Origin of the sequence: Erwinia sp. MMLR14_017 (genome assembly GCF_033657285.1) — a bacterium.
Lineage (GTDB): Bacteria > Pseudomonadota > Gammaproteobacteria > Enterobacterales > Enterobacteriaceae > Erwinia.
Window position 1 is genome coordinate 393304 of sequence record NZ_JAWVWP010000002.1, and the last position, 19873, is coordinate 413176.

General features: G+C 53.9%; 16 protein-coding genes. 6 read left to right on the forward strand and 10 right to left on the reverse strand.

Going from position 1 to position 19873, the window contains the following annotated elements; translation table 11 throughout:
* Positions 1–9: 9 nt before the first annotated feature.
* Positions 10–1128: a mechanosensitive ion channel family protein gene (locus SD961_RS04860; protein ID WP_318789259.1), complete on the reverse strand. Its 1119-nt coding sequence runs from the start codon at positions 1126–1128 to the stop codon at positions 10–12.
* A 222-nt stretch (positions 1129–1350) separates the two neighbouring features.
* Positions 1351–2856, reverse strand: coding sequence for a glycine betaine/L-proline transporter ProP (proP, locus tag SD961_RS04865; RefSeq protein WP_318789260.1), 1506 nt, complete (start codon positions 2854–2856; stop codon positions 1351–1353).
* A gap of 477 nt (positions 2857–3333) precedes the next feature.
* Between proP and SD961_RS04870 the strand changes: the two genes are divergently transcribed.
* On the forward strand, positions 3334–3840 hold the full coding sequence (locus SD961_RS04870; protein WP_318789261.1) for a hypothetical protein: 507 nt from the start codon (positions 3334–3336) through the stop codon (positions 3838–3840).
* A gap of 7 nt (positions 3841–3847) precedes the next feature.
* Here SD961_RS04870 and SD961_RS04875 read toward each other — a convergent pair whose 3' ends face one another.
* Positions 3848–5446 (reverse strand): EAL domain-containing protein, encoded by a 1599-nt coding sequence (locus tag SD961_RS04875; RefSeq protein ID WP_318789262.1) that lies wholly within the window; start codon positions 5444–5446, stop codon positions 3848–3850.
* 256 nt (positions 5447–5702) lie between these two features.
* A complete protein-coding gene (gene iolG, locus SD961_RS04880; protein WP_318789263.1) occupies positions 5703–6689 on the reverse strand; it encodes an inositol 2-dehydrogenase in 987 nt (328 codons plus the stop codon).
* A gap of 239 nt (positions 6690–6928) precedes the next feature.
* Here iolG and SD961_RS04885 point away from each other — a divergent pair, with 239 nt between their 5' ends.
* Both SD961_RS04885 and SD961_RS04890 read left to right on the forward strand, forming a co-directional pair.
* The gene (locus SD961_RS04885; RefSeq protein WP_318789264.1) at positions 6929–7951 is read left to right on the forward strand and encodes a LacI family DNA-binding transcriptional regulator; all 1023 of its coding nucleotides are present in this window, start codon (positions 6929–6931) and stop codon (positions 7949–7951) included.
* An 81-nt stretch (positions 7952–8032) separates the two neighbouring features.
* On the forward strand, positions 8033–8362 hold the full coding sequence (locus SD961_RS04890) for a DHCW motif cupin fold protein (RefSeq protein ID WP_318789265.1): 330 nt from the start codon (positions 8033–8035) through the stop codon (positions 8360–8362).
* A gap of 49 nt (positions 8363–8411) precedes the next feature.
* Here SD961_RS04890 and uxuA read toward each other — a convergent pair whose 3' ends face one another.
* The 3 genes from uxuA to SD961_RS04905 all read right to left on the reverse strand — a co-directional run bounded on the left by uxuA (position 8412) and on the right by SD961_RS04905 (position 11082).
* A complete protein-coding gene (gene uxuA / locus SD961_RS04895) occupies positions 8412–9596 on the reverse strand; it encodes a mannonate dehydratase (RefSeq protein ID WP_318789266.1) in 1185 nt (394 codons plus the stop codon).
* A gap of 167 nt (positions 9597–9763) precedes the next feature.
* The gene (locus tag SD961_RS04900) at positions 9764–10870 is read right to left on the reverse strand and encodes an AI-2E family transporter (protein WP_318789267.1); all 1107 of its coding nucleotides are present in this window, start codon (positions 10868–10870) and stop codon (positions 9764–9766) included.
* A 62-nt stretch (positions 10871–10932) separates the two neighbouring features.
* The gene (locus SD961_RS04905; RefSeq protein ID WP_318789268.1) at positions 10933–11082 is read right to left on the reverse strand and encodes a hypothetical protein; all 150 of its coding nucleotides are present in this window, start codon (positions 11080–11082) and stop codon (positions 10933–10935) included.
* A 276-nt stretch (positions 11083–11358) separates the two neighbouring features.
* Between SD961_RS04905 and SD961_RS04910 the strand changes: the two genes are divergently transcribed.
* Positions 11359–12579: an MFS transporter gene (locus tag SD961_RS04910; RefSeq protein ID WP_318789269.1), complete on the forward strand. Its 1221-nt coding sequence runs from the start codon at positions 11359–11361 to the stop codon at positions 12577–12579.
* Positions 12580–12639: 60 nt separating this feature from the next.
* On the opposite strand, the gene SD961_RS04915 is transcribed toward SD961_RS04910, so the two are convergent.
* Positions 12640–13455: a TIM barrel protein gene (locus SD961_RS04915; protein WP_318789270.1), complete on the reverse strand. Its 816-nt coding sequence runs from the start codon at positions 13453–13455 to the stop codon at positions 12640–12642.
* A gap of 475 nt (positions 13456–13930) precedes the next feature.
* On the opposite strand from SD961_RS04915, the gene SD961_RS04920 reads away from it, so the two are divergent.
* Both SD961_RS04920 and iolB read left to right on the forward strand, forming a co-directional pair.
* A complete protein-coding gene (locus tag SD961_RS04920; protein ID WP_318789271.1) occupies positions 13931–15436 on the forward strand; it encodes a CoA-acylating methylmalonate-semialdehyde dehydrogenase in 1506 nt (501 codons plus the stop codon).
* 23 nt (positions 15437–15459) lie between these two features.
* Positions 15460–16278, forward strand: a complete 819-nt coding sequence (gene iolB / locus SD961_RS04925; RefSeq protein ID WP_318789272.1) for a 5-deoxy-glucuronate isomerase — start codon at positions 15460–15462, stop codon at positions 16276–16278.
* Positions 16279–16333: 55 nt separating this feature from the next.
* On the opposite strand, the gene SD961_RS04930 is transcribed toward iolB, so the two are convergent.
* Both SD961_RS04930 and SD961_RS04935 read right to left on the reverse strand, forming a co-directional pair.
* Positions 16334–17176 (reverse strand): MurR/RpiR family transcriptional regulator, encoded by an 843-nt coding sequence (locus tag SD961_RS04930; RefSeq protein WP_318789273.1) that lies wholly within the window; start codon positions 17174–17176, stop codon positions 16334–16336.
* A 332-nt stretch (positions 17177–17508) separates the two neighbouring features.
* Positions 17509–19428, reverse strand: a complete 1920-nt coding sequence (locus SD961_RS04935) for a bifunctional 5-dehydro-2-deoxygluconokinase/5-dehydro-2-deoxyphosphogluconate aldolase (protein WP_318789274.1) — start codon at positions 19426–19428, stop codon at positions 17509–17511.
* Between the last annotated feature and the right edge of the window lie 445 nt (positions 19429–19873).

Here is a 19873-nt window from a genome sequence, read left to right on the forward strand (position 1 = left end):
CGGGTTCCGTTACTGAGTGGCTGGCATGCCCTCAGCTTCAGGCGCGGCTTCTTCCGTTTCCGCAAGGTAAGGGTTTTTAACCACCAGATTTGGCAGCGCCATCTCAACACCTATCGCCTGCAGGCGCTCAATAATCTGAATATTAATCTCCTGCTGAATATCCATATATTTGTTGTAGTCTGCCGTGTTGACGATATGTACCACTTCATAGTTCAGTCGGTCGGTGCCAAAGCCCAGCAGATGAGCCCGGTCGAACTTTGTTTCGCCTGCTTCGGTAATAATCTCACCCACAATTTTACCGATCTTGCGCAGTTTCTCCGGCGGCGTATTCAGCGCCACGCCAAAGGTAAACACGATGCGTCGGGTCTGCATGCGCTTGTAATTGTGCAGCGTCTGTTGAAGCAGGATGGCGTTACCACAGACAATCTGTTCACCGCTCAGACTCCGGATGCGGGTGGTTTTCAGCCCGATATGCTCGATAGTACCGGCAACATCATTAAAGACTACGAAGTCACCGATCTCGAACGGCTTATCAAAGCCAATTGAGAGCGAGGCGAACACGTCGCTAAGGATAGTCTGCACAGCAAGTGCAATAGCAATACCGCCGACACCCAGACTGGCTACCAGCGCAGTGATATCGACCCCAGCGTTAGCCAGGATTGACAGCAGCATCACTGCCCAGACCACGGTGCGCAGGAGCAGGCCTGTGATCACCAGCGTAACCGGATTTTTTATCATGCCGGGCTGAGTCATCAGCTGACGGAGCCAGGAAACTACCCCCTGATCCAGCCAGAGCGCCATCTGCACCGCCAGTACCAGGAACCAGGCGTGGCTGATGGTGTTATAGAGGTTATCCGGCAGGTTGACGAAGCGCAGGCTGAATAAAAAAGCGGAGATGAAAATCAGCGATTTGCTGGTTCTTTTCAGCATATCCGTGAGGATGATGCGGCCTTTATTGGCCGTGGCGTGTTTCTCTCCCCAGTTGTTGATCGCTTTCTGAATGAAAGAGAGCAGCCGATTGATCACCCAGTACATGACCAGCGTCACCACAACCACGGTGGCGGTTCCTATCCAGAACGAGGGGGTCATCATCAGGTTGAAAAAACCGAAGCGTGACAGAAATTGCATGTTCTCTCCTTGGGTCAGAAATAAATTCCAAAAGGAAAGGATAGACAAGCTGCCAGGGTGCGTCGAACTTGCAGAGCGTTCCCCGTCCGGATGGACGTGCTGGTTTAAAGCCTCGCAACGAGGGCCAGAGGCGATGGTCTCTGTGCCCCTGAACGGGTGCCGTCGGGTTCTGAAATAAAAAAGGCCCGCTTCCAGGCGGGCCTTTGACGTTAATTACTGCAGCTATTCGTTAATATTGGGATGCTGATTGATCAGATGTTTACGCTTCTCTTCCAGCTCTGCTATCTGCTCGCTGATATCGTCAATTTTGCTTTCGATATTATCGTGATGCTCCTGCAGGATCTCTTTGGCTTCATGGATATCTGAAGCGGCAGGCGTTGCGCCACGCAGAGGCATATTTGCGGTTTCCTTCATCATAATACCGGTCACCAGGCCCACAACCGCAACCACCATCAGGTAATAAGCAGGCATGTAGAGGTTAGCGGTATATTCGACCAGCCAGGCCGCCAGCGTTGGCGTTAACCCTGCGACTAAAATCGAAATATTGAAGGCGCTTGCCAGTGCGCTGTAACGGATATGCGTAGGAAACATCGCGGGAAGCGAGGAAGCCATTACGCCGGTAAAGCAGTTCAGGACCACAGCCAGGATCAGCAGCCCGGCAAAAATCAGCCCCATCACGTTACTGTTGATCAGCATGAAGCAGGGAATAGCCAGCAACAGCAGCGCCACGCTTCCGATAATCACAAACGGACGACGGCCAAACTTATCACTCATCAAGCCCATCACTGGCTGAACGAACAGCATACCAATCATAATCGCGATAATGATTAACACGCCGTGATCTTCAGAATAGTGAAGATTGTGCGACAAATAGCTTGGCATGTATGTCAACAGCATGTAGTAAGTCACGTTGGTCGAGAGCACCAGACCGATACACGCCAGCAAACTTTTCCAGTGTTTGGTAGCGATCTCTTTGAAAGAGACTTTTGGCCCTTCGGCCAGACCTTCGCGATCGCCTTTTTCCAGTTTATCCACATGCTGCTGGAACGCAGGCGTCTCTTCCAGCGCGTTACGCAGATAAATACCAACCAGACCGAGCGGCAGCGCGACAAAGAAGGGAACACGCCAGCCCCATTCAAGGAATCTGGCTTCACCAATCACTGCTGAAATCAGTACTACCAGACCTGCACCGGTCACAAAACCGACGATGGAACCGAAATCCAGCCAGCTTCCCATAAAGCCGCGTTTGCGGTCCGGGGAATATTCCGCCACAAAGATGGAAGCACCAGTATATTCGCCACCCACCGAGAAACCCTGAGCCATTTTACAGAGCAGCAGCAGCACCGGCGCCCAGACGCCAATGGAGGCGTAGGAGGGTATCAGGCCAATACAGAAAGTACTGACGGACATAATCACAATAGTGATGGAGAGGATTTTCTGACGACCATACTTGTCACCCAGCGCCCCGAAGAACAGGCCACCCAGCGGACGAATAAGGAAAGGAACAGAGAAGGTTGCCAGTGCGGCAATCATCTGCAGGCCGGGATCGGCACCCGGGAAGAATACCTGACCCAATGCATAGGCCACAAAGCCATAAACCCCAAAGTCAAACCACTCCATGGCGTTGCCCAACGACGCTGCGGTAATGGCTTTGCGTAACCTGGCATCATCAATGATCGTTACGTCTTTTAAGCCTATTGGCTTAACACGCTTCCTACGTAGCTTCATAAAAACACCCTGTAATTGTCTGTTTCCCAATTAAATGTTGTCCGTTTTGCCAGAGCGATGCCGGAAGCTCAAGGCAAAATGGTACAAATAGTGTAGGGCTATATACCCTACAGGCAGCGATTTGTAGGGGGTATTTGCCTCCCGCAACAAATATCTGTCTGCTATCAGTATATCGTTTCTTCCGGCATCAACATAATTTCTGCCTGCATTTAACCTGAATGCGGATCTTCTCTGAACATTTTATGTAGCCGCGTTTTGCCTTAACGCTCCGCACCAGAGTGGGTAAACCTTCAGGGTAAACAGACAACAAAAATATATTAATTCTGGCAGCAGCAGCCAGGTGCGTTTATAAGAAGAAAGTGCGCATTTTTTATATTGTAGATTAAGTTAAATTAATGAATATTATCAATAAAGTTATTTGTTGCGCGTGAACAAAGTACAGGTAATACTCCGTGGCGCTTTATCGCGGAGCCAGTAATGTATAATAAAAAAATCCTCGTATTTGAAAATCATTTTCTTAATAGTATTGATAGCATTAAAGTTAATTTGCAGATCTGGCGACCGTATCGAGCCTTTTTCCCTGTTAACTGTCAGGATATTCCTCCACAAAATGCGTGGTTAAAATGCGCAACCAGAGTCGATATTGCGCTGGAGAAAGGGGTTATTCAGCGTAAAACTATTTTTCATCAGGCAGAAAAATTAAACAATCGTGGCCTGCTGAATAAACAGATGCAGAGCATGATTAAACGCTTTCAGACAGTCAGTGAAATGGTGGAAGAACAAACGGGCGATCCGCAGAAACAGGCTATTTTGCAGGAATATCAGCAACTGGCCGACCATATTTTACCCACCCTGGCCCGGATTAATCAGCGGGTGGAAGCCCGACGCAAAGCCCCAGGTATTCCGGCCGCCGCAGCAAAATGGCCCGCAGCAGATGAAGCGCTGGACGTGCCCTTACGTGCCGCATTAAAACGCCGTACCTGACGCTGTTTCAGGTTTCTCCTTGCTGCCGGGGTGATGAAGACAGCGGATGCTGACCTTCCTGCTGGAACCACGCCATTAATGCTTCACTGTTCATCGGCCGTGCATAAAGATAACCCTGAATAAATATCACGCCGCGCGCTTGCAAATACGCCAGCTGTTTCGCTGTTTCCACTCCCTCTGCCACTATGCTGAGCTTTAGCTTATGGCTGAGCATAATAATGGCGTCCAGCACCGGCGCTTCCTCCTCTGCCGACTCGATGGCGTTTACGAAGCCTCGATCGATTTTCAGGTAGTCGAGCGGGAAGGTCTGTAAGTAAGAGAGCGAACAGTGGCCGGTACCGAAGTCATCAATGGCTATCCGGACTCCTTCCCTGCGCAGCGTCTTCAGCTTCTGAATCACCTCATCCCCGTCTGAGATCAGGCTGCGCTCCGTCAGCTCAAGGGTAATAGTGGGTTGATGAGAGGCAACCTGAGCGGCAAAGTTTCTGATATCCGCCACGAAATCGGGATGCTGAATATGCTCGCCGGCAATATTGATGGCGATATGAAAGCCCGGCGGTACCTGCCAGCTGCGGGCCTCTTTCGCAATCGTCTGCAGAAGATGCTGCGTAAGCGGCACAATCATCTCTTCCTCTTCTGCTGCGCCGATAAAGAGGTCGGGCCGCGCCCAGTTACCGTTTGGCAACTGCCAGCGCATCAGCGCCTCAACGCCGCTAAAAGTGCCGGTTTCAATGTTATAAACCGGCTGATAATGAACCGAAAACTCTCGTCGTAACAGTGCCTGACGCAGCTGATCGTGGATCGAGAGTTTGCGCTTCAGCCAGTTATTGGTGACCATCATTAAGAGCAGGGAAAAAATGATCGCCATAGGGAAATAGGTCATCAATCCCTCCCGCCAGGTGAGAGCGAGATCGGCAGGCGGCGAGATGATGGTTGCCACAACAGGATAACGCCCGGAGCTGGCAGTCAGCGTATGCGAGCGGAGCAGCGAAGGGCGATCGGTCGGGGTGAAGCCGCTGTCTATGGCGTAGCCGCCACCAAACTGCAGCGAAATGTTATACCCATGGCTTTTCCCCACCGCATGCATGAAATCCAGCAGATACTGTCCCTCCACCACGGCATAGCTACTGAACTGATTGGGCAGATCGCGCATATAGATAACGGCCGGGCGATCCTTAACGGAAAACGTGCCGGAGAGAGAGAGCATCCACCGAGCTTTACGCGGCTCCGGCGCAGGGCGCAGCAGCATGGTTGAGAGATCGCCCCTCAGTCCACCATAGATGGAGGAGCAGGTCACCACTCCATCCTGCATCAGGCCAATAGCGCGGAAGTAGGGAAACTGCGAGGCGTATTGTTGAAGCTGCTCGTTAATATCGCTGCATCTTTTGCCGGAGAGTTTGCGCAGATAGCCAATCATATTCCAGGCCTGATCGCTGATCGCTTCTGCCTGGGTCAGCAGCATTGCAGCCGTAACGGCTTGCTGGCGCATAACGATTTGTCGGGCATCTATAAAGGTAAAAATCAGGCAGAGGAGTAACGGTGTTAGCCCGGCAATGGTTAACAGCAACCCCTTTCGCTCGGGGGTTCTTTTAAAAATTGAATCCACATTATTCCCCTGTCATCCAACAAAAGTGGCAAATCCCTCTCACTCTCCTGCGCTCCTGACCGCCCCGGATGAATACGGCCGCGCAGTCTGTTTGCATCATAAGCTCAGCGCGGGGACTTTGGTCAAGTTTCTGCACACTATTGTTGGATTGACTGCGCTTCTCCTCTGGCTGGGGGCCGCCTCATCTTTCACCTTCAGGCATTACCGTTTATGACAGCAGATGGCGAGATAAAGCCTCAGCATCAGTCTGTTAAGCTTACAGCTGAACTACCTGCCCGCTGGTCATCGACGCCAGCGCAGCATCGGCCAGCCGTAACGCCTGTAGTCCATCCTCGCCGCCTGGCGTTACTGCGGTGCCGCTTTTCAGATGCGCTATCAGGCTGGCGAACTCAAGCCGGTAGGCCTCCGCGTAGCGTTGCAGGAAGAAATACATCGGCTTCTGCGCCACCACGCCGCTCACTGAGGATTTCACCAGGCTACTTTCAGGCAGATTGGTTACCGCCAGCATCCCTTCACTGCCATGCACTTCAATACGCTGATCGTAACCATAAGTGGCGCGGCGGCTGTTGGTGATCACCGCCATTTTGCCGCTGGCGCAGGTCAGGGTGACAATAGCCGTATCGATATCGCCTAGCGCTTTGATGGCCGGATCAACCAGCGACGAGGCGCTGGCATAGACGGTAACGGGTTCTTCCTGTAGCAGCCAGCGCGCCATATCAAAGTCGTGAATAGTCATATCGCGGAACAGTCCACCTGAGGTTTTCAGGTATTCCGCAGGCGGTGCGCCAGGGTCACGAGAACTGATGGTGACAATCTCGGTTTGACCGATTTCCCCTGCAACCAGACTTTGCTGTAGCTGCGCCATGCTGGGATCAAAACGGCGGTTGAAACCCACCATTAACGTCACGCCTGTTTCTTGCACTGTGGCCAGGCAGCGTTCCACCCGTTCCAGACTCAGGTCAACCGGCTTCTCACAGAAAATGGCTTTACCGGCCCGCGCTGCTGCCTCAATCAGATCCGCATGGGTATTGGTCGCGCTACAGATAGCAACAAGCTGGATGCTGCTGTCATTCAGAGCCTGATCCACCGTCACCACCCGGGCATTAAATTTTTCAGCCAGCGCCTGCGCGGCAGGTTGGTAGAGGTCTACCACATACTGCAAGTGACAGTCAGGATGGGCAGCAATATTGGCGGCGTGAATTTGGCCGATACGACCGGCACCAAACAGGGCGACGTTATACATGATCAGATTCCTTGGTTAACAGACGAAATGTCTGCAGAGAGTGATCGTTTTTGGCCGGAATAAAGTCAAAACAAAGGGCAAACGGCATCGTCAAAAAATGCGGTAAATCACAGATTTAATTGAGGTTAAACCCATCAAAACTCACTTAACTGGATGGAATCAAAGGCTTAGCTGCCGCTGGCTTAATCACCACTTTTCGCTATGATGAAAAACACCTCATTACCTCTTTGAGAGCAAGCATGTCGGAGAAAAGCGGCTGGAAAGGTCCCACTATCGCCACCATCGCGGAAGAGGCGGGATTGAGCATGGCTACCGTCGACAGAGTCGTGAACGCCCGCCCTGGTGTACGTGAAGTCACGCGTAAAAAGGTGATGCTGGCGATCCAACGGCTGGGCGGGCAGTGGGATGAAGGTGGGACGCCAGCATTGCGCCGGCGCATCGCTTTTATCTGCGAGTCCGGCACCAGTTTTATCAGCCTGGTCGAGAAAGAAGCGCGGCGTTACATCGCGGCGCATCCTGAAATTGCCTTCAGTTTTGACAGCGTGCCTAACGTTCAGGTCAATACCGACCGCTTCAGCCAGCTGATCGCCCGGCGTGCTGCCGAATCTGACGCGCTGCTGCTGGTGTGCCGTGATGATGTAAAGATCAATCGGGCGGTCCGTGAGGCTATCGATAATGGCGTGCCGACGATCTGTCTGACCAGCGATCTGCCCAATTCACGGCGTACCGCCTATGTCGGACTGGAACAGATCAGCACGGGAGCCACGGCTGGCTGGCTGATGGGCCGCATGTTGCCAAAACGGCCCGGAAATATTTTGCTGATCTTCAGCTCCACTTACCGGACCCAGGAGGAGCGCGAAGTTGGCTTCCGGCGGGCTTTACGGGCCGAATTTCCCCATCTGACCATCGTGGAGAGGGTGAACACCAACGATGAATCAGAAAGCTCATACCAAAGCGTCAAAAAGTTTCTTGAAGAGAATCCGCCCATGGCTGGCATCTACAACATGGCTGGAGGGAACCGCGGCGTGGCTAAAGCGCTGACGGAAAAAGGGCTGGCGAACGATGTGCTGTTTATCGGTCATGAGCTAAGCGACTACACGCGAACCCTGCTGGAAACGGGAGAAATGGATATCGTGCTGGGCCATGATATCCAGCGTGAAATAGAGCTTGGCGTGGACGCCCTGGGTCGCTTGCGAACCGGCGGGCAGATTCAGAATATCTACACGCCGCTGCTGATCTACACCCGTTATGCCCATTTTTGAACCCTGAGCGTTAAGCAGGCAATATTTTCAGCGCATTGGTATGCTGCATAACCACATACCTGAACCGGAGACGACGGCAGCATGAAAATGAGCGACATTCCGTTTGGTACCACCGCCTGGGCTGCCCTGGCCGCCACAGAGCATCCTGGCGAAACAGGCAAAGCGCTCTGGCGTACGCAGCAGTTCGGCGAAGTTCGTGTCCGAATGGTGGAATATACTCCTGGTTACCTGGCGGATCACTGGTGTTCAAAAGGGCATATTCTGTTTTGCCTTTCCGGTGAGCTGCATACCGAATTAGATGACGGAAGGGTATTTACGCTGACGCCGGGCATGAGCTATCAGGTGGCTGATGGCGCAGAAGCGCACCGCTCCTGGAGTGATGCCGGTGCGCAGCTGTTTATCGTGGATTAACGATAAGGGAGGCGGCGGCAGCTATTTGCCTGCCGCCGCAAGCGTGAATTTACTCTTGGAAGTAGATCTGTTTTAAGGCTACTTCCACCCCTCTGACCTCGGCCAGCCCCTTCAGACGGCCAATTGCGGAATAGCCGGGATTGGTTTTTTTCTGCAGATCATCCAGCATCTGATGGCCGTGATCGGGACGCATCGGAATACTGCGCAGATTGCCCTGCTGACGACGGCGCTGCTCTTCGGCGAGGATCACCTTCACCACGCCGACCATATCCACATCTCCTGCCAGATGCGCGGCTTCATGGAAGCTTTTCGGATTAGCTTCCCGTTTTGTTGCGCGCAGATGGGCGAAATGAATGCGATCCGAGAACGCCGTTGCCATCTCCACCAGGTTGTTGTCAGGACGCACGCCGTAAGAGCCGGTGCAGAAGGTAAAGCCGTTGTGCACGCTCTCCACGCTCTCTTTCAGCCACTGCATATCTTCCTGAGTAGAAACAATGCGCGGCAGGCCGAGTATTGGACGCGGTGGATCGTCAGGATGGACCGCCAGCATAATCCCGGCAGTTTCCGCTACGGGAACGATAGCCGTCAGAAACTCGGCCATATGCCTGCGTAAACCCGCTTTATCAATGCCGTCATACTGGGAAAGCTGCGCCTGGAACTGCTCCAGGGTGTAGCCCTCTTCGGCACCTGGCAGACCTGCAATAATGTTACGCGTCAGCGTTGCAATCGCCTCAGGCGTCATTGCAGCGAAATAGTCAGCTGCCTCTTTTTGTTCCTGCTCGTCGTAATCCTGAGTAGCGCCTGGCCGCTGCAAAATATGCAGTTCGAAAGCGGCAAAGGCGATATGGTCAAAACGCAGCGCTTTGGCGCCGTCCGGCAAGGTCCAGGCCAGATCGGTACGCGTCCAGTCAAGTACCGGCATGAAGTTATAGCAAACGGTATCAATACCGCAGAGACCCAGATTGCGAATCGACTGCTGATAGTTAGCGATAAAATGCTGATAATCTCCACGCTGCGTTTTAATCGACTCATGAACAGGAATACTCTCGACCACCGACCAGACCAGCCCTTTTTCAGCGAGCAACGCCTGGCGCGCTTTAATCTCTTCAACCGGCCAGATCTCGCCGTTGGGAATATGATGCAGGGCGGTAACAATGCCGGTGGCGCCCGCCTGACGGGCATCATCCAGCGAGACCGGATCGTTCGGGCCGTACCAGCGCCATGTGTGTTCCATCTGAATACTCCTTAACCTAAGCAGGAATGCAATCGGGCTGCTCAGTATCGCCTGAGCCATTGTCGAAGGCGATACTCAGCAAGCCAAAGCGTGAAGAGGGTCCTGTTCCGTCTGCCGGTGAAAGAGCGTTTACGGCTGCCGACCACCCGCTTGTGGCAGCGGGCGGTTTACCTTCGGCCAATCTTTAACTTGTTTTCAGGGTTTTGATCGATGGTCGTTTTCTGCACACTAAAGCGCTTCACTTTAGGCCGGCCGTTGCCCAGCAGGATCGCCAGCTTGCTGCCCCCTGGCGTGGTTTCCATCAGAATTTTACAGATACTGGTCAGCGGCACCGACAGCAGCATCCCCACCGGCCCCAGCAGCCAGCCCCAGAAAATCAGCGACAGGAATACCACCAGGCTGGAAAGGCCCAGTCCTTTTCCCATCACTCTGGGTTCAAGCATATTGCCGAACACCATATGAATGGCGATAAACAGGGCGCCGACCAGCGCAGCATCATAAACGCTGTTCAGCAGCAGCGCCTGAATCAGCGGAGGAATTCCGGCGATGATCGGGCCGATATTCGGAATGTAGTTAAGGATAAAGGCAACCACGCCCCACAGCAGGGCAAACTTAACATCCAGCAGCAGCAATGCCAGCCAGACCGAGGCACCGGTTATCAGGCTGATCAATGTTTTAAGCGCCAGATAGTGGGTAACACCTTTCAGCGCCTTATGCAGTCCGGCGATGCGAATTTTTGGGTTTACCAGCGCAAAGCGGAGTTTGTAAGGCAGGTGGTGGACTTCAAACAGCATAAAGACCACGGTCATCATCAGCAGCACGATATTAGTCATCACTCCTGAGAACTGACTCAGCACGGTGGTCGCCATATTCATCATGGCGTTAGGATCGAGCCGTTCCACCATCCGGTCGGTGGAGAGATTGATATTAAACGTGGCGGCAAAATGCTGAACCAGGCTGAGCTTATGCTCCAGCTGGCTGCGGAGCTGCGGATAAATATCGCTGAATTCGTTCGCTGCTCCGGCCACCATCGCCACCAGCAGAGCGAAACAGATAAGCACGCCGGTCATCACCAGGCCTATCGCCAGCCCGCGTCTGACGCCCCGGCGCATCAAAATAGTGACCAACGGATTCAGTACAATGGCCAGAAACATAGCCAGTAAAAAGGGCACCATAATGTCCGAAGCGGCCTTGATGCCCGCAAGGATCACCACCAGCATCGCCATCTTTAACAGCATGTTCTGCCCGATTTTTTCCTGCTGCAGTTCGCTCATTCCCATTCCATTTCAGCTTCAGATGCGTAAGTTTAGCGCCTTTAAGCAGTAAATCGCTGATTTTAAGAAAGGTCGGAAGCTTTTACCTGCCGCTGCATCAGCCCAATGGCTGCCAGCATCTGTAGCAGGCTGATTGTTATGGCAATAGTGGTTACTGCCATGCCCTGACCGATTGAGTCTTGTTCAAACTGGCACCAGGTAAAAATGGCCACCCTCTGCATGCCTGCTGGCGCCAGCAGCAGGGTTCCACGGCAGGATCATGCCCACCACCATGCCAGCCGGGACAGAGGGGACACGCGCTCCCTGGGGGAAATCCGGGAAGCCATCAGTTTTATCCTCTCCGGGATTTCATTAACAGGACGCTATAAGCGCGCTATGTGACGGATTTATGGCGGCAATTATCCCGAAGAGGCCAACCGGGGTAAGAGAAAGAGGGAAAAGCAGGGTATAGTTAACTCTCTCTTTTTGTTAACCGGTTCACGATTCCCATGTCCGAGCAACCTGCGGCAGAACCTGCTCAAAGCGGTTTACGCCTTAATTTGCGTATCATTTCCGTAGTGATATTCAATTTTGCCAGTTACCTGACCATCGGCCTGCCGCTGGCCGTTTTACCCGGCTATGTTCATGATGTGATGGGCTACAGCGCTTTCTGGGCAGGGCTGGTGGTCAGCCTGCAATATTTCGCCACGCTGCTGAGTCGTCCTCACGCCGGCCGGTTTGCCGATCTGTGGGGGCCAAAAAAAGTGGTGGTCTTTGGGCTGTGCGGCTGCTTCCTCAGCGGGCTCTGTTATGCGCTGGCGGCGTTTGGAGCCAGCCTGCCGGTGCTGAGCCTGGTGATGCTATGCCTGGGACGAGTGATCCTGGGGATCGGGCAGAGTTTTACCGGGACTGGCTCTACTCTCTGGGGCGTTGGCGTGGTGGGGTCGCTGCATATTGGCCGCGTAATCTCCTGGAACGGTATCTTCACCTATGGCGCAATGGCCATCGGCGCTCCGCTGGGCGTGGGGATTTATCACTGGGGCGGGCTGCTGCTGCTCTCCGGTATCATCATAGCTATTGCCCTTATTGCCTTTCTCTTTGCGCTTCCCCGTCCCACAGTGAAAAGCAGCAAAGGTAAACAGCTGCCGTTCCGCGCGGTGCTGGGCAAGGTGTGGGGTTACGGCGTACTGCTGGCGATGGGGTCGGCAGGGTTTGGGGTGATTGCCACCTTTATCACGCTATTTTATCAGGCCAAAGGGTGGGAAGGCGCTGCCTGGGCGTTGACGCTTTTCAGCGGCGCTTTCGTCGGAACCCGCCTGCTCTTTCCCAATGCGATTAACCGACACGGCGGGCTTAGCGTGGCGCTGGTGTGCTTTGCGGTGGAGGCGGTGGGCCTGTTTCTGGTCTGGGGATCGGTCGATCCCTGGATGGCGAAACTGGGCGCATTCCTGACCGGGGCAGGCTTCTCGCTGGTGTTTCCAGCCATTGGCGTGGTGGCGGTTAAAGCCGTACCGCCACAGAATCAGGGCAGTGCGCTGGCGGCCTATACCACCTTTATGGATCTCTCTTTAGGGATAACCGGGCCTCTGGCCGGGTTTGCCATGAGCTATCTCGGGGTACCGGTGATCTATCTGCTTAGCGGGCTGCTGGTCTGCGTGGCGATAGTGCTGACGGCCCGCCTGAAACGGACGCTGCGACGACAAAAAGAGGCGCTGGTGGAACGCTCCTGAACAGGGCGGCCAGGGCCGCCAAAGTGACACCTGTAAGCCAGGGGCGACACCGCCCCTGGGTTAATCCTGCAGGAAAGCGATACTGCGGCGAATCTCCCGCTCTATATCTTCCGCCTGCCAGCTCTCCATCACTGATGAGAAGGGCTCAAAGGCGTAAACGCCCCGGTAACCCATCCGCTCCAGACGCTGCACCTGAGTGGTGGTATTCAGCAGGTCACCTTCTGTAAGCATGATACGTTCTTCATCGGTGAGTTCGCTGGTTGGACGGCTGTCTTCCACCCCGGAAAGATGGATAAGCCCGATCGCATTGATATCGATCGCCGTTTCAAATTCCGCCTCAGCATTTTCATACAGATGATGATGGAAAGTATCGAGTAACAGGCGGAAAGGAACATTCGCCTCGCGGATCAGCTTTTGCGCTTTAACCGCAGAGCGCAGCGAGCTGACCCTGAAGCCCAGCGGCTCAACCAACCCTTCAATCCCATAGTGGGCAAACAGCGGAGCCAGCGTTTTCAGGGCAGCTAGCGTCTCCTCCTCAGAAACCGGCGTACCGTCGTTCAGTGGGCAGAGCACCAGCGCCTTGGCACCCACTCCCTGAGCATCTTTCAGCAATCCTTCCGTCTTCGCCAGCAGCGCTTCATTTATCTGGTTAAAGGGGTAAACGGCATTGATAGTGACAATTTCCAGCCCATAGCGTTGCGCCAGGGCTTTCACTTCCGCATGAGTGAGCTCATCCGTCACGCTGCCTCCACGCATATCATTGCGCAGTTCAACTTTATTCAGGCCGAGCTTATGCACCAGCTGAAAGAACTCTTCAATACTGAGGTTGGGGGCAATTTTTCGGTTAATACAAAAACGGGTGGGATCAATAGCCATTTTACTGCTCCTGCAAGTAGAGAAGGGAAGGATGGTTAAGCCGTATGGATCGCCATCAGGCGGCGTTCTCAGGTTATGGCGTATAAAAGAACATTTATTTCATGAATGGTGAATTATGAAATTTAAATTTTTGGATCGCTCTCGCAAAATTTCGTTTTATTGCCGTTCAGAACAGCGCCAGGTGGTTGATTTGTGAACCGTATCGCAACGTCATATAGGCAAGAGGTGTCTGGCTGGTGAACAGTGGGGAGCCGCAGCCACCTTGCGCTAAGCCCTTTTTGCTTCTGCCCCTGTTATGCACCCCGGGTCTGAGCGCCCCGATAAATAAAAATGCGATCTGCCCCGCTAAAAATGAATTTTCTAAAGTGAATTATTTGAAAAATTTGTTCCAATATAATAGTGTCGTTGCACGCATTCAGGATTTGTCCGGTCAGGCTGCGGCCTGCAGGAATACTCACATTAAAGAGGCCAGAACATGACTATCGTAGGAAACTTTATTGGCGGAAAAACGTCTCTGAGCGCCAGCAATGAAACCATTCCGGTTTACGATCCGGCGACAGGCAAACCGGTGCGCGAGCTGACGCAAAGCAGCGCAGAGGAAGTGACAAAAGCGATTGAAGTAGCGCATAACGCTTTTGATGAGTGGTCCCGCACCTCGCCACTTCGCCGCGCGCGCGTTATGTTCAACTTTAAAGCCCTGATGGAAGAGCACCGTGAAGAGCTGGCTGCGCTGATTGTCAGCGAACACGGTAAAGTCTGGTCTGACGCGCTGGGGGAACTGACCCGTGGCATAGAAGTGATTGAATATGCCTGCGGTATTCCTCATCTGATCAAAGGTGAAAACTCTGCTGACGTGGCAACTGGCGTGGACAGCTATTCTCTGATGCAGCCGCTGGGCGTGGTGGCCGGGATCACCCCGTTTAACTTCCCGGCTATGGTGCCGTTATGGATGTTCCCGATCGCGCTCGCCTGCGGCAACACCTTCGTGCTGAAGCCGCCAGCTCTGGACCCTTCAGCCTCGGTACGTATGGCTGAGCTGCTGACCGAAGCGGGGCTGCCGGACGGCGTGTTCAACGTTATTCACTGTTCTAACGAAGATGCAGAGCAGCTCTATACCGATCCGCGCGTGCAGGCCGTAAGTTTTGTTGGCTCTTCTGGCGTGGCGGAGCACATCTATAAAACCGCCAGCGCCCACGGTAAGCGTGTTCAGGCTTTCGGCGCGGCAAAAAATCATGCCATCGTGATGCCGGATGCCGAGCTGGAAAGCACCGTGAACGCCATTATGGGCGGCGCGTTTGGCTCTGCAGGCGAACGCTGCATGGCGCTGCCGGTGGTGGTTGCGGTTGGCGATGATACCGCAGACAAATTAATTGCCGCCCTGACGCCGCTGGTTAAAGCGCTGCGCGTAGGGCCTGGCATCAAAAAAGGCAGCGAAGAGAACGAAATGGGGCCGGTTGTCTCTGCCGCGCACCAGAAAAAAGTGCTGGGTTACATCAACCAGGGCGAGCAGGAAGGCGCGAAGCTGGTGGTGGATGGGCGTAACTGTCAGGTTGAAGGCTACAGCGAAGGTTACTACGTTGGCGGCACGCTGTTTGATAACGTCACCGCCGATATGGTCATCTGGCGTGAAGAGATCTTCGGACCGGTGCTCAGCATTATGCGCGCGCCAGACTATGCTACTGCTCTGAAGCTGGTTAACAGCCACGAATTTGGCAACGGCAGCGCCATCTTCACCAGCAATGGTCATACCGGACGTGATTTTGTGCGTGAAGTGCAGGCAGGGATGGTTGGCGTAAACGTGCCGGTGCCGGTGCCAATGGCGTTCCACAGCTTTGGCGGCTGGAAGCGCTCCGTCTTTGGCGCACTGAACGTGCACGGGCCAGACGGCGTGCGTTTCTATACCCGTATGAAAACGGCCACCGTACGCTGGCCGGGCGGTCAGAAAACCGTTTCTGAGTTCAGCATGCCAACGTTGGGTTAATCCACGAGCAGGGGAAAAGCAGAATGTCATTGCTTAACAAAGTAAAACAACCGGATGCGCAAGGGCGCATCCAGCATGTTACTCCGGAGAGCGCAAGCTGGCGCTATGTGGGCTTTGATGCTTACCAGTTGGAAAAAGGGCAAAGGCTGCAGCTGGAAAGTGGCGATAGAGAGCTGTGTCTGGTGCTGGTAGCGGGGCTGGCTTCGGTGAAAACGCTGCACGCGGAGTTTCCCGGTATCGGCAAGCGCATGTCGCCCTTTGAGCGCACGCCACCTTATTCCGTCTATGTACCCAATCACGATAAGGTCGAAATTTACGCGGACACGGATCTGGAGCTGGCCGTGTGTAACGCGCCAGGTAAAGGGACGCTGCCCGCCAGGCTGATTACGCCTGCCGACGTGGGCGTGGAGCAGCGCGGCAAAGGTCGCAACAAGCGGCTGGTACACAATATTCTGCCTGACGATAAGCCAGCGGACAGCCTGCTGGTGGTGGAAGTCTACACCAATGAAGGGGATACCAGCTCCTACCCCAGCCATAAACACGATAGGGAAGACTCAGAGTCGGAAACCTATCTGGAAGAAACCTATTACCACCGCTTTAATCCGCAGCAGGGTTTTGCCATGCAGCGCGTCTATACGGACGATCGTTCGCTGGATGAGTGCATGGCTGTCTACAACCATGATGTGGTCACCGTGCCGCGTGGCTACCATCCGGTAGCAACTATTGCCGGCTACGATAATTATTATCTGAACGTGATGGCAGGACCGGTAAGATTATGGAAGTTTAGCTGGGAACACGATCACGCCTGGATTAACAGCGAGGCGTATCCGCGCGAAAAGTAACGCCGGATAAATGAAACGAGTCAGTGAAAAACGGGTGGAATTTTCCACCCGTTTTTTATGCTTTCGCAACGTTATTCAGCGCCAGTGAAACGGCCAGCGTCTGGGCAAGGCACAGGGAAGCGACCTGCGAACGGAAACCATCCACCTGCGCTTCACGCACCACAAAGCAGACATCGCTGAACGCCGCAAGCGGGCTGACCTGGCTGTCGGTTATGGCAATCAGGTGCGCGCCACGTTTAGCGCCCAGCTCAACCAGCTCAACCGCTTCCCGCGCATAGGGGGAGTAGCTGATAGCAATCACTACGTCCTTTGGGTTTACCATGCTTAACTGCTCGGTAAACATGCCGCCAAGACCATCAATCAGAAAGGCGCGGCGCTCCAGATGACGCAGCGCATAGGTCAGGTAAGAAGCGACACTGAAAGAGCGGCGCAGGCCAATCACATAGATATTGTCCGCCTGATTAAGCAGCTCCACGGCTTTATTCAACTGCTCAGGGTTGGTCTGCATCGCCAGCTGTTGCAGCGCCTGCGAGTTTACCATAGTGAACACATTAAGAATTTCAGCGGGATTTTCAGGTGGCGTTGCCGACTCGTCGGTTGAGGTCTGGCGGAAAAGACGCGCGCGCTCGGTGTAATTCACCGTCTCTTCCATCAGATGCTGACGGAAAACCTGTTTCATCTCGTTAAAGCCGCTGAAACCAAAGGCGTTAGAGAAGCGAATAAGGGTGGAGGGCGGCACATCAGCCTGTTGGGCAATAGAGGCCACGGTATCAAAAGCGATGCTGTTGCTGTTGTCTAGAATATAGCGAGCAACCTGTTTCAGGCGCTTACTCAGAGTATCGTAGCGACGACGGATGTCGTCCTGTAACAGGGAAAGCTGCGTCGGGTTATTGGTCATTACTTCGGCTCACCAAATAAAATAAGTCATCTTCTTCTGGTCGATATTCTACCAGATGAACAAAAAATTTCACTTGCTAACGGAAATCAGGGGATCTATTTCATCGGGGTTATGAAACTAATCACACTTCAGATGGCAAAACAGGTCGCCAGGCAGGTATTTAACTTCGTGCTCTGAAATAAGTGGGGATCTTCAGCTATGCCCGGAAGCATTTCAGAAGCAAAAAAGAGGGCGCTGAAGAAGAAAAGGAGCGGGAGCCGATCCGGCTCCGCGAGGGGCAGAAAATTAGCCACCCGCAGGATCCTCTTCGGTCACCGTCCTTTAGCAGAGGTTTACTTCGCCGGACGAACTTCACGCCAGTAGTTGATCAACTGATGATAATTGCTCTTCACCTGAGCGATGAGCGCCTCATCATCCAGCTCACCCTGCAACCACTGGCGCGAAGGCTGCCCAAAGATGGTACGGCCCACGGCGAACCCTTTTACCCACGGCGCTCTGGCGGCATCGGCAAAACCTGCTTTCAACTTCTCTTCCGGCGCGTCCAGTCCCAGGATCAGGATGCCACGACAGTAAGGGTCATGCTGCTCGATCACTCCGCTTATCGCTTCCCAGCTCTCAAGCTTAAGCGGCGGCAGCTTCCACCAGTCGGGCTGAATGCCCAGTGAATAGAAGTGCGTCAGAATATCGAGATAGTAGGACTCCTGCTTGTCCGGGTTGCTCTCCGGCAGGATCACTTCCAGCAGCAGTTCATGGCCCGTTTTGTTACAGCCGTTCCAGACGTCCAGCACCAGTTCATCCTGCTCTTTGCGCAGTTCGGCGCTGTCATGGGGATGATAGAACACCAGGCATTTCACCACGTGCTCCTGCGGCCAGTCGACTAACTGAGAACCGATGTTGCCGTGCTCAAGGCGCAGAGGACGCGAGCTGGGCAGCTCAATCGGCCGACCAATCCACCACCCTTTGCCGGTAATGGCGTTCAGCGCTGGCTGACCGTAAGTGGTGTCGGCCAGAATGCCGCTACGGCTCTCCAGGCCCGCTTCCCCTGCCGCCTCTTCCGCTGCCCGCAGCAGCAACAGCTTGAGTTCAGGCAGACGGGAAGGGTCGACACCCGCTTCACTGGCCATATCCAGCAGCTGCTTACGATGGTCAAAGGCAAAGACGCACAGTTCCGGCCACTGCTGCTTCCGCGTGGTAACGCGATGCAGATGTTTGAGGCGTTTGTCCAGATCGGGACGTTTCACTTCGTCAGCGCGGCTCAGGAAATCGTCCAGCTCCGCTTTGGTGGGCATTGCCGGGGCGCAGCCGTGGCGTGAAACCACCAGCGCACCACAGGCGTTGGCATAGCGGCACGCCTGTTCCCAACCTTCATCATTCAGCCAGCCACGTAGCAGGCCGGACATAAAGGCATCGCCTGCACCCAGCACGTTCAGTACCTCAACGCGCACGCCGCTCTGCAATTTAGTCTGTTCCCAGCTCGTCGGGATCTCGCCTTCCAGCACCACACAGCCCATCGGGCCACGTTTGCACACCAGTGTCGCTTTGGTCGCCTGGCGGACATTTTTCAGGGCGGTAAGTGTATCCGTGCTGCCCCCGGCGATATGAAACTCTTCTTCTGTTCCCACCACCAGATCGAAATAGTGCAGTACTTCCTGCAACTGCTGAGTAACATGCTGTGACTCCACGAAACGCGTTTCCCCGTCTCCCAGCGAAGTCAGGCCCCATAACACCGGACGATAATCAATATCCAGCGCCGTGCGTAAGCCGTTGTTACGTGCAATATCGAGCGCTTTCAACACCGCCGCGCGGGTATCAGGATGGGAGAGGTGCGTGCCGGTGACGGCAACGGATCGGGAAGAGGTAATGTACTCTTCTTTAATATCTTCCGGGGTCAGTCCCATATCCGCACAATTATCGCGGTAGAACACCAGCGGGAAGGTATCCTGATCTTTGATCCCCAGGATCACCAGACCGGTCAGACGGGTTTTATCGGTAATCAGGCATTCGGTGTCGGCACCTGCACGCTGCAACTCTTCGCGCAGAAAACGCCCCATATGCTCATCACCCACGCGTGCCAGCATCCCCGACTTCAGGCCCTGAATCGCCGTGCCGTAAGCCACATTGCCGGACGATCCGCCGAGATACTTAGCGAACGTGCTGGTATCTTCAAGGCGGGCGCCAATTTGCTGGCCATAAAGGTCAACGGCAATGCGCCCGATACAAATCACATCAAGCCGCTTCTGTTGTGTACTCATACCTGTTTTTTCCTTCTGTGATGTGCCGCGCTTCTCCAGCGGAGTCGCCTGAGCGTGACGCCCGGATTTGATATGCGAGTCAGTATGGGGAATAAATATTTCAACTTCAACACAAAATGAAACTAATACCCCAAAAGTGTGAGGTGGATAAAACTCTGCTGCAACGGATCGAACAGGATCAAATTCCCCCCTGGCTTCAGGGAGATGGGGCAGTGTGAGCCGCCTCGCAAACCCTGAATGCGCGAATCGTAAACTCGTTGAAGTGAAACGTAATTTTCTCTCTCTGTACCAACTCTTCTTTCTTGTTCCAAAACGCCGTGTCCCCTCACCCTGCTCAGAGCCGTTTAACGGCATAATTTGATCTCACTCGCAAAATGAAATGTTTCTTCTGTAATTGTGTTTAGTGAAAAAAATATTTGTTTATAATCGCCTCACGTTTCACTTA